This is a genomic window from Limnobacter thiooxidans, from assembly GCF_036323495.1.
Lineage (GTDB): Bacteria > Pseudomonadota > Gammaproteobacteria > Burkholderiales > Burkholderiaceae_B > Limnobacter > Limnobacter thiooxidans.
Genome location: NZ_AP028947.1, coordinates 2,274,597 through 2,285,511 on the forward strand (window position 1 = coordinate 2,274,597; position 10,915 = coordinate 2,285,511).

Annotated in this window: 10 protein-coding genes; 4 read left to right on the forward strand and 6 right to left on the reverse strand. The window is 51.5% G+C overall.

The genetic code is table 11. From position 1 onward, the window contains the following. Positions 1-854 precede the first annotated feature (854 nt). From RGQ30_RS10385 to RGQ30_RS10405, 5 genes are all read right to left on the reverse strand, one after another. Positions 855-1,319: an MbcA/ParS/Xre antitoxin family protein gene (locus RGQ30_RS10385; protein ID WP_130555988.1), complete on the reverse strand. Its 465-nt coding sequence runs from the start codon at positions 1,317-1,319 to the stop codon at positions 855-857. A gap of 394 nt (positions 1,320-1,713) precedes the next feature. Then, the gene (locus RGQ30_RS10390; RefSeq protein ID WP_338284389.1) at positions 1,714-2,424 is read right to left on the reverse strand and encodes a hypothetical protein; all 711 of its coding nucleotides are present in this window, start codon (positions 2,422-2,424) and stop codon (positions 1,714-1,716) included. A 748-nt stretch (positions 2,425-3,172) separates the two neighbouring features. Further along, complete coding sequence (locus RGQ30_RS10395; protein WP_130555986.1) at positions 3,173-3,412, reverse strand: hypothetical protein; 240 nt, start codon at positions 3,410-3,412, stop codon at positions 3,173-3,175. A 21-nt stretch (positions 3,413-3,433) separates the two neighbouring features. Further along, positions 3,434-4,312, reverse strand: a complete 879-nt coding sequence (locus tag RGQ30_RS10400) for an alpha/beta hydrolase (RefSeq protein ID WP_130555985.1) — start codon at positions 4,310-4,312, stop codon at positions 3,434-3,436. A 78-nt stretch (positions 4,313-4,390) separates the two neighbouring features. Continuing rightward, the gene (locus RGQ30_RS10405) at positions 4,391-5,305 is read right to left on the reverse strand and encodes a LysR family transcriptional regulator (RefSeq protein ID WP_130555984.1); all 915 of its coding nucleotides are present in this window, start codon (positions 5,303-5,305) and stop codon (positions 4,391-4,393) included. Between the two features lie 118 nt (positions 5,306-5,423). Between RGQ30_RS10405 and RGQ30_RS10410 the strand changes: the two genes are divergently transcribed. From RGQ30_RS10410 to RGQ30_RS10425, 4 genes are all read left to right on the forward strand, one after another. Beyond that, positions 5,424-6,194 carry a GlcG/HbpS family heme-binding protein gene (locus RGQ30_RS10410; RefSeq protein ID WP_130555983.1) on the forward strand — a complete coding sequence of 257 codons (771 nt, stop codon included), beginning with the start codon at positions 5,424-5,426 and terminating at the stop codon, positions 6,192-6,194. Positions 6,195-6,253: 59 nt separating this feature from the next. Next, positions 6,254-7,156 (forward strand): dienelactone hydrolase family protein, encoded by a 903-nt coding sequence (locus RGQ30_RS10415; RefSeq protein ID WP_130555982.1) that lies wholly within the window; start codon positions 6,254-6,256, stop codon positions 7,154-7,156. Positions 7,157-7,603: 447 nt separating this feature from the next. After that, on the forward strand, positions 7,604-8,005 hold the full coding sequence (locus tag RGQ30_RS10420) for a MerR family transcriptional regulator (protein WP_130555981.1): 402 nt from the start codon (positions 7,604-7,606) through the stop codon (positions 8,003-8,005). Positions 8,006-8,034: 29 nt separating this feature from the next. Next, entirely contained in the window at positions 8,035-8,613 is a 579-nt protein-coding gene (locus RGQ30_RS10425) for an NAD(P)H-dependent oxidoreductase (protein ID WP_130555980.1), read from the forward strand. 64 nt (positions 8,614-8,677) lie between these two features. On the opposite strand, the gene ovoA is transcribed toward RGQ30_RS10425, so the two are convergent. Continuing rightward, positions 8,678-10,831, reverse strand: coding sequence for a 5-histidylcysteine sulfoxide synthase (ovoA, locus tag RGQ30_RS10430; protein WP_130555979.1), 2,154 nt, complete (start codon positions 10,829-10,831; stop codon positions 8,678-8,680). Between the last annotated feature and the right edge of the window lie 84 nt (positions 10,832-10,915).

Here is a 10,915-nt window from a genome sequence, read left to right on the forward strand (position 1 = left end):
CTTTAATGATCCGTCTACTTGTTTTTGTTTGTATCGCCTCTTGGTCAAGCCAAATCTTAGCCAGTTCAAACGTTGTTGTCGCAGACCAGCGAATCCAGGCGGGAAGAGATCTGAGCACAGAGGTTATTTCAGAAGCCACCATCACATTCAAGGTATTAGACGATCGGGGAATTATTGAAGAATCGAGGGGGAGACTTTCTCATCAAGCAACACCGGTGTTGGTATCTACAGTCCAAAGTTTTCGCACTACTACTGGAGCCATAAATGCCGATGGTAGTTATAAGGTCAACGTGAGATCGGCAGCGTCACTTGCAACATTCAATCCTCGGTTGATGAGCCTGAGTTAAAACATAGTGAATGACTCAGGTGCTACCTAAGGAACAACGGTGCAGTCCTCTTCACTTCCAGTAAAACGCCAACTGACAATAATCCGTGTTCGAGGGTCAAACTCAAAAAAATACCTGCAAGTACCTCTCCATTTGTATTCATTCTCAACATTGCCGTTCAATACACTTCTGACCGTTGTTGGTTTTATATAAGCCTTTGACCAATTTGCCGAATCCAAACTTCTTCCTACGCTGTCTGCCATATGTTCTTTAAAATTCTCATGTGGCGTGATCGTAGTACAGGACAGCAACATAAACAGAAATGAACAAAAAACGAATTTCAGATTTGTATTTTTCATCGCCTTCAATGTCATGCATTCCGAACTTTGATTTTTTAAGTCTATTCTTAAAGAGGAGATTGATGACGACTTGGAGGTGCTCAATTAAAGACTTCTGAATTACCGCTCAACTGCTGCCATGGAAATACCAAGTTTTCTGATGGATCACAATCTAGCAATTCACCGTTGGCTACTGATAATTACCGTAGCGGATGGCTGCCAATAAATCCTCTACTACCCCTTGCCCCACGACTGTATCGAAATAATCTGCCGGACGCAGTCCACCTAGAGCATCGTTTGCACTGAAAGCCCAATCCCCAAGCCATCTAGCTGCATCAAATCCAACAGGATCACCACACTCCTCCACCAAGTTTTGCACCTGACCAATCAATAAATGAATTCCAATAATCTGGTTAGAAAGGCTCTTTTTCTGGCTGGGCGAACCCCTGGACTTGACGGAATAGACCAACGATAGGGGCACACTTAAACTTTGAGCCAAATCAGCCAGGCTGACCCCCATGGCTTGGGCCGTGTCATAAAAGTACCCACATGGAACTCCTGCTCTGATCAAACCCACTCTTTCGAACAGAGTGGATTTATAAACTGACCTGAGGTAACTGGAAAAGCTAACAGTTTGAAATGATGATTCGGGCAACTGTGACTCCGTGAGAGGGGTGTGCGTTCGATTCAATTTATCTCAATTGGATTAAAATTACAGCCCCCAAAACGCGGTCTGAATACACGGATGAAATACGGGCAGAGAAACAATCAAAAATCGCAAGAATCCATCATTGACAATGCAGTCGATTTGCGAAGCCTGAAGGTCAGTTTCATCTCAAAGGAATTACCAGGGCATGGAAACTGAGTGCGTGTGCCTAGGGGTGCACCTCAACACGATAGGTCTAAAGCGATCTAAAGGGGCACCCCTGAGAATTACTGGAAAGCCAGCACTGGCCTAGTGAACGCCCCGATTTATCCCGCTATTTATCGAATTTCACCGCTAGTGATCTCTAAACGAATAAATACTCATAACCGATCAAATTGAAGGGTTATTGAGTACTTGCCGCTGACGTGTTTTGGGACTTGAAGCCCAGAATCATGTCTGTGACCTTGTTTTGAATGTCTTGCCAGTGTTCCAGCATTGGGCGGCGGTATTGCACGTTGACCTCTACTGAAACCCCCTGAAACTCCAAGCTAAAGCTGTGCCTGCAAGGCGCTGCTTGATGTTGAGCGGTGCTGCATACGATGTAGCTTATGACTTGGCCCTCAGCGTTGCGGGCAATAAACAGATTTGCATCAATGGTTCGCATTTTTTCATCTGCTTGTCCGGTGTTTTTGTTTACCTTCTGATAAAACTGCAAACCATATTCGCTTTTGGGCTGTTTAACGTAAATGTAGTGGCCCATTTCCACAGCATTGAGCGTGGAATTTGTATCTCGATCCAGCCACCCATTCCCGGGGTAGCGCTTGCCAGTGGTGACACCAAAACCCATCCAGTCGGTGTTGTAGATGTTTTTTGACTTTTTGTCTTTCCACATTTCAGGCCCAGAAAGCGTGGCCATGTCGGGGTAGCGGAACTGCACGCCGAAACTGGTCAGTTTCGATTGATGGGTGCGTTCGGGCACAGGCCCCTCACGTTTCTGGCCCCAGCCAGGGTCGCCTTCATATTCCACAAACTCGGCTAGGTGGCGGGGTATGGTTACGGGGATGCCACCCAAGTCGCCCACCACGTCTTTGGGGGTGTACTGGGCTGTTGCCATTTGCATGCCACCAAAGCCGCCAATTGCCCCTTGAACGGCAAGTCCCTAGCCCAACGCAGTTAGCAGCAAGAAAGCGATTGACCCCATACACACCAGTGCAATTAGGGCGATGGTCCGACGGCTTTTGCGCCTTGGCGTGGGAGTACTTGCCGTTTGTTGTTTAGTTTTAAACACGAGGTGTTTTCCTTCCATAAAAAACTGGCTTTCGCATCACGCCTCACAATACAGTCTTGTTAAGTAGGCACAAAAATGGTTAAGTTAACCCCATTATTCCGAGGTAACTCGATTCTTGCCTCTAATGGAAAAGTTGCTCTGAATACACCGACCAAATATGGGCAGACGGCCAATCAAGAGTTGCAGAAATTCATTTATTAAGATGCTGTCGATTTGCCTAGCCTGAAGGTCAATTCAATCTCATAGAAATTACTAAAGTAAAGAAATCGAGTGCGTGTGCCCAGGGGTGCACCTAAACACGATAGGTCTAAAGCGGTGTAAAGAGGCACCCCTGCGAGTGACCGGAAAGCCAGCACTGGCCTAGTGAACGCCCCGATTTATCCCGCTATTTATCGAATTTCACCGCTAGTGATCTCTAAACGAATAAATACTCATAACCAAGGTCGTAGGTTCAAATCCTGCCCCCGCAACCAAATACTCAAGAAGGTCAATCGCTTATAAGGTGATTGACCTTTTTGTTTTGTGGCTTCCGCACAGCTACTCGTATTAAAGGTGTTCAGCGGATCCGTGGACATCACGGTAAGGTCAGATCCAAACCTAGCATTCCGCCAACGAAGAAAGTGACGAGCACCAGGCCCAACAGCAGAAGCACAAAGACCACGGCGACCTTTCCGCTCACGCGCAACACTGCGCTCTTTTCCTGCACCCTGTTTTTATTTCCTCGATCGTAATGCCATTTAATGGCGAAGAACATGCCCGTACCGAGCACGAGAAGTTTGAACGTGACGAAGACTATCGGCACCCAATCCATCATTTTTTACCCTACCCTGCTGTTTTATTTCAACTCTGACAGAAAGGTTGAAATTGCTTTGCCAACGAAAGATTCAGCTGACCCCGCATCCTGATTCACGGATCGATGTGAACTATCGGGTACAGCCAGAACAGTCGCATTGGATCCGTTCAAATTCAGTTCATTGCCCAAAGCTTCAGATTGGTCACGGGAATCTTCCCGATCCGCAACGTGAAGTATCAGCCAAGAAGCGACATTGGGTTGCCTTGCGTGCGTGAACGGTGAAAGCGCCTGACGAACTTTGGGATTCAGACCAAAAGCAGATTCATACATTCTTGTAGCCCATCGGTTTTTCCGACCTGAATTGGCAATTGCATCCATTTGTCGATTGACGTCATAGCCTGCACCGTCCAGCAAGATCACACCTTTCACGGCCGACATGGGCACACCCGCGGTTTCCAAATAGGATGGATTTGCAGAAACTAGGGCGGCCAAGTGTGCTCCGGCGCTGTGCCCCATCAACACAATGTTGTTTGAGTCAAACCCCAACTGCGCTGCTTTGTTTCGAAGATAGCCTACCGCGGCGGCCACATCGCTGGCTTGGTCATTGGGAGACAGTGCCTGATTTTCTCTGGAACTGCTTTTGGACAAAAGCCGATAGTTGACTGAGGCAAAAGCAAAACCCAGTTGGTGATAGAAAGCGGGTTTATTTCGAGTCCCAATCGCTTTGTCACCTATCACCCAACCACCACCATGAACAAACACTACCAGTGGTGCTTGGGGTTTGCCGAGCAATGGATAAAAATCGACTTCTTGTGCTAGGTCTAAACCGTACTTGTATTCAGAGTTCAGTTTTTCCTGTGCAAAGACTGGATTTGTTCCAGTGATCAGGAGAAATATGACAACTGAAATCAACTTGCGCATGATCAATTTCCTCCAAGCAAATCAAGTATCAAAGAATTCACTCTACCTGTTATTGATTCCGCAAGCGCGTTTGTATATTCATGACAATCCACTTGCTGAATCGTCTTTTTTGAGGGCTTCGACAATCGCATCAAATACCAGCCGCACTCGCGTGGGCACAGGCCCTCGCTGGGGCCGATACACATAAACATCCCAAGGTGCTGGAGAATCCTCCTCGAGAACGCGGACCAAGCGCCTGGCCTGGACATGGCGCTGTGCAAGGTAATCTGGTAACTGCCCAAAAGCCACACCAGACAAAACCGCATCACACTCTGCTTCCGGGTCGTCGGTCACGAATGCAAACGGCTCGGGGAGCACACGGCGTTCTTTGCTGAAAAACCAGTGCCAGGGCCGGCCTGCTCTGTGGTCGATCAGCCCTGTGGTGGGCAAAGCGGCCAGGTCTGTTATTCGCTGGGGAATGCCGTGGTGTTTGATGAGTGACCGGCTGCCATAAACACCGAAATCCACCGAGCCGACTTTGCGCACGACAAAGCCGTTGTCTTTGAACAGGCCCATGCGAACACCCACATCAATCTGCCCATCGACCACATCGGCCAGTTCATCGGAAAGCCGAATGTCGATGACAATACCCGGATGAAGGCGTGCCACTTCGTTGAGTGCTGGCAGCACCCTCAACCGGCCAAGACTGCGGGGAGCCGTGACCCGAACGCGGCCCACCAGTCCGGCAGTGGCCTGTGGCGAGGCAGGTGCAAGCACGGCTTCCAGTTGATCCAGACAGGCTCGCACGCGAGGCGCCAGTTCAGCCCCGAAGTCAGTGATGTGCACCCTGCGGGTGGTGCGGTGAAAAAGCAATTCACCGTAATGCGCCTCAAGTTCCTGAACGGCGCGGGTGACACCTTGCGGGGACATGCCCAAACGTGACGCGGCATCACGAAAGCTTTCTGCCTCTGCCGCAACGCAAAAAATCCTGAGTCGATCTTGAAGATGAAGCATGTTATGAACCCTATTTTTATTCCAATAACCGGAATTCTTAATTCCCTTCTATTCCATATACACGATTAATGATAACTGCGACACTGCGGCCATCGTAATCACACCCAAAGGAATCTCCATGACCGCACCTACTCGCTCTGTTGCCTTGACTATTGCTGCGCTGTTGATATCAGCAAGCCTGACTTCGCATGCTGCCTCGCCTGCTGCTGCGTCTTCAGAATGTGTCACGTTACCAACCCATGCCCAACTGCGCGATGCATTGGTGGCTGCACGCAAGGCCGACAATGCGGGCTTCAACCTGGACATGTGGGGTGCGGTGGTGTCGCGAAGCGGAACCGTGTGCGCCGTGGCTTTCACTGGCAAGGAATTGGGCGACCAATGGCCAGGAAGCCGCGCTATCTCGGCGCAAAAGGCCTACACGGCCAATGCCTTCAGCCTGCCCGGCCTGGCCCTGGCTACAGCAAACCTGTACAGCGCAGTTCAACCAGGCGGCAGCCTGTTCGGCCTGCAAGAGAGTAACCCGGTCAACGCAGCAGTGGCCATGCAGGGGCCAGTCAAAACCTGGGGTCAGCCCAATGACCCGTTGGTGGGTCAGCACATGGGTGGCATCAATGTGTTTGGTGGCGGACTGGCCCTGTATGACAGCAAGGGGACATTGCTGGGTGCAGTGGGCGTGTCGGGCGACAGCTCCTGCGCCGACCACGCTATCGCATGGCGTACCCGCAACAACCTCAAGCTTGACCATGTGCCGGGCGGTGTCGGCCCTGGCGGCGTTGATCAAATCGCCTACCAGGGTGACTGGAAGCAGCCACATTGTATTCAGGCTGACCAGGAAGACGCAGTAGTGCGCACCTTGCCGGCCACCCGGATCAAACAGATGAGCCGTTGAAGAGGTAAACTGGTGACCAGCTTGTAGCAACACAGCTTTTAATTATTATTGGAGTACTCATGAAACTGAACGATTACGGACTCAAACCGATCAACTTCAACCATCCCGTTGAAACGGCGAACAACGACGAAGCCGGATTGTCACGACGTGGCTTTCTGGTCACTTCACTGGCGACGGGCTTTGCGCTAGCATCCAACCCGGTGATGGCTGATGCCATTACAACCCCCAGCAAAGGGCTGGTCGCGGGTGAAGTCAGCATCCCGGTTGCCGATGGCAAGATCCCCGCTTACCGCGCCATGCCTGCGGGCCCCGGAAAATTCCCGGTGATGCTGGTGGTGCAGGAGATTTTCGGCGTGCATGAGCACATCAAGGACATGTGCCGCCGTTACGCCAAGATGGGCTATTACGCGATTGCACCGGAAATGTTTGCGCGCCAGGGCGATGTGTCCAAGCTGACAGACATTCAGACCATTCTGTCCCAAGTGGTGTCCAAGGTGCCTGATGCACAGGTTTGCGCCGACCTAGACGCCACATTGGCTTTTGCCCGTGCCAGTGGCCACGCCGATGCAAAACGGACTGGCTTGGTGGGCTATTGCTGGGGTGGGCGCACGGCCTGGGTTTATGCCCGACACAACAGCAAGTTGAACGCAGCTGTTGCCTACTACGGCTTGCTCGAAGGCCTGAAGACGCCCGACCTGCGCCCGGAAGATCCGATTGACTTTGCCGGCGAGATCAAGGTACCGGTGCTGGGGCTTTACTCCGGCATTGACGCCTTCGTCAAGCAGGAAACCATCGCCAAGATGCGCGGACTAATCAACAAAGGCGGCAGTGGTTCGGAAATCGTGGTGTTCCCGAATGTGGACCATGGCTTCAATGCGGACTATCGCCCCACTTATGACAAGGCTGCTGCGACCTACGCGCAGAAGCTGGCGAACGACTGGTTCAAGAAATACGGTGTTTGATTGAATAGACTGCAAGGTTCAGGCCACTGGCCTGAACCTTGTACTGGTACATCAGGAGCACGAGCCCCGTTTCAATTCTTTTTGAGAGGGCGGTAATCACCCAACTCAAATTGGGAAAGTCGACGCTTCATTTCGAAAGTGGACCATGGCCATGCCGTGCTGTTTCGGCGATGGCGGTCGATGAAGTAAACTTTCAGGACCAATCTGAATGCAATTAGGCTGCCGCGGATTACCTCCATGCAGTGGATAAAGATTTGTTGAAGAAGGTGTATGAATTGATCCGGTTTGGTGGATTGACATGCTGAACACACAGCATCACCCTGAATGGATTGAGGAATACGCCGAATCAGTAACTGACCTAAACATTGCAGGTTTGCGCAAATAACGGTGATCAGTCCTTTTGTTTTTGTGCTGAGACAAAACAACTCTGGATCTTTAAACTAAAACATGTACATCGGCGAACTCGCAAAAAAGTCTGGTGCCTCCCGAAAGGCCATCTATTTGTATGAGCAATTGGGCTTGATCCAGAAGCCCGTTCGCAAAGGCAACTATCGCGTTTATCCCGCACTGGTCGTGGATCAAATTCAAACCATTCGCTGCGCGCAGTCACTTGGCTTCAAGCTCAAGGAACTCGTTGAAACACTGGCAAACAACACCAATGGCCTGGGTTCCAGCGTGACGTACATGATTGAACAGATTCGACTCAAACGACTGGCGATCGAACTCCAGATTGAATCGGCACAGGCTCAGATCAAGCTGCTAAACCAGTTTGAGCAACAGTTACGCGATTCTCCAGACACCATGCAGTGCGGGATGCCTGTTGACTCTTCCCCTAGGGGCAAGCTTTAAGCTCCTTGTTTTCAAAAAGGAAGCGGACAATGGGCAAACGAATTTTGGTGATTCTTGGTCACCCTGCTGAAGAAAGTTTATGTGGCGCTGTTGCGAAAACCTACGTGAAGGGGGCACAAGCCGCTGGTCACGAAGTTCGATTGCTCAGTCTGGGCAAGCTTCAGTTTGACCCCATTCTGCATGATGGTTACAACACCATTCAGCCTCTTGAACCAGATCTGGTTGCCGCGCAAGACTCGATCGTCTGGGCTGAACACCTTGTGTTTGTCTATCCGATTTGGTGGGGATCGATTCCAGCCATACTGAAAGGCTTTTTTGACCGGATTCTTCTGCCCGGATTTGCGTTCAAGTTTCAAAAAGGAGCCTTGATGGCTGACGGTCTGTTGGCCAACAGAACTGCACACTTGATTGCAACCATGGACACACCACCCTGGTATTACCGATTGGTTTACCGCATGCCTGGGCACAATCAGATGAAGCGAACCATTCTCGAGTTTTGTGGCATCAAGCCAGTCGCAACGACCAGCTTTGGGCCGGTGAAAAATTCGAGTTTCGCAACTCGGGAAAAATGGCTAGCGCGTACTTACCAACTGGCCCTAAAAGTTTAAAACGCCAGTGAAGTACCCTGCAACTTATGTCATGAAATGCAGGGCTTGCCCTAAGCCAAACTCATCACTTGCGCTTCCACACCGTCGCTTCACTCACGGTGTACTGGTGCTTGCGCCGCGTTTCGCGGATCACAAAAGGCACAGCTTGCGGCCCTTCAACCAAGGTGAAGTGTTCACCCAGGATTTCCTTGAGACCGTCCAGTGTGCTGTACGATTCGCCATCTTTTTTGAAGCCTCCGATCCACTCGCTGCGTTTGGTGTACTCCTCAAGCCAGGTGTAAGGGGAACTTAGTACCAGCAGGCCACCGGGGTTAAGGCGGGCAGCTACCGTGTCGAGGAAACGGCGGGGTGAGTAAAGGCGATCAATCAGGTTGGCGGCCAGGATCAGGTCGAAGCCGGAAAACGCGTCCTTGAGATTGCAGGCATCGCCCTGCCAGAATTCGACCCGGTTTGCAGTGTCGGCCAGGCCCAGAGTGTCCAGTCGGCGCTCGTAGTAATTCAGCAGTTCGCCTTCGTCAGGCAGGGTGTAGCGGACCGTTCCGGTGTCAAGCAAACGGGCACCGACCTGGATAAAGAGTGCAGAAAAATCAATGCCGATGACCTTGTCGAAGGCCTTCGCCAGCTCGAAGCTGGAACGGCCAGTGGCGCAACCCAGGTCAAGCGCCCTGCCCTGCATACGGTTACCATGGCGGGCGTGTGCTGCAATGGCCAGGTCGGCTATCGCCTTGGGAAAGTTAGGCACACCAAAGGCGGAATCACCGTAATGGAATTCGGCGTACTGGGAAACCATGGCGTCGGTTTCATAAGTGGACAAGGGATTGATCGCAGGTGTCTCGGTTTCGATGTACCGGAACCCGGCATGCTGGAAAAAATGGCGGCGAAACGCATAGCGGGAAACATGGCGGGATTCATTGCCGCAAGAAATCCAGCTGCCGCCCTTGATCAGGTTGTGTCGGTTGTCGAAAGTTGGGCTTGTGAAATCGTCATAGATCGGGTGAACATTGAAGCCGTCGAAGGGGTAAGTCGGCGTTTCGCACCATTGCCAAACATTACCCACCACGTCAAACAATTCGCCGTGTGCAAATTGATTCACCGGACAGCTTGAAGCCCAATGGTCCAGGTGCAGGTTGGCCGCGGCTTTTTTATCGTGTGGCACATCCGAAAGCTGAACATGGTCGTAAATCCGGTTCCATTCATCCTCGGTGGGCAAGCGAACTGGCTGCCCGGTTTGCTCGGCTTTCCAGCGACAAAACGCGTTTGATTCGTGGTAGTTGGTTTCCACCGGCCAGTTCCAGGGCATGGGCACTTCTTCAGCCATCAAACGCAGCTTCCAGCCACCTTGTACTGAAGCATCGGGCACCCAGAAGGTAGGGTGTGTGGCTTGCGCAAATCGCTTCCAGTCCGCGCTCTCTTCGTCCCAGTAACGGTCCAGGGTGTAGCCACCCGCATCCACAAATTCCCTGAACTCGCCGTTGCTAACGAGGAAGCGAGACGCCTTGAAAGACGGCACATCGGCTTGATGCTTGCCGTATTCGTTGTCCCATCCGTAAACCGGATCAGTCAGGTTACGGCCAAGCATGACATGGCCTGCGGGAATTTCCAGCAGCGTATTAATCGGTGCAGCGCCATTTTCGCGACAAGGCTGCCAGGCAGGGTGCGGCTTGACGAAGTGAAGGGCATGCTGGCGCATCAACACCGAAGATGTTTCAAGGTGGATGTGCTCGTGTTCAATGCCCATCAGCACGGCCCAGAATGGATCGTTCCAGCCAATCGGCAGGGTAAACGGTGTGTTGCGAATGACCTGGTCGACAACTTGCCGCACCTTTCGGCGGTATTCTCGGACTTCCGCGACAGTAGGCCAATCGTAATGGGCGTCGTTCAAGTCGTCCCAGCTCATTTCGTCCACGCCAACAGCACACATTGACTCCAAGCGGGGATCAACCCGCTTGTTGATCAGGCCAGCAAGCAGGAACTTGTTGATGAAGAAAGTTGCGGTGTGGCCGAAATAGAAAATCAGCGGATGGCGAAGTGCAATCGGCTTCTTGTAATACGCCTCGTCGCAACTGAGCACTTCGAAGAGTGATTCGTAGCGATCAAAGGAGGCATGGAAGTACTGCAACAGCTCGGCGCGTTTTGACTCAACATCGCCGCCAGCCAGAAAAGGGGTGCGATGGAATTGGGCGCTCTGGGTGAGCGTGCGATCAGATGGGGAATTCATTACTACTAACCTGCAATCATTAAATAATCAGGTTACTGTAATAACACAATTTGCAATAACAAAGCTAAATTAACCAAGCGACTT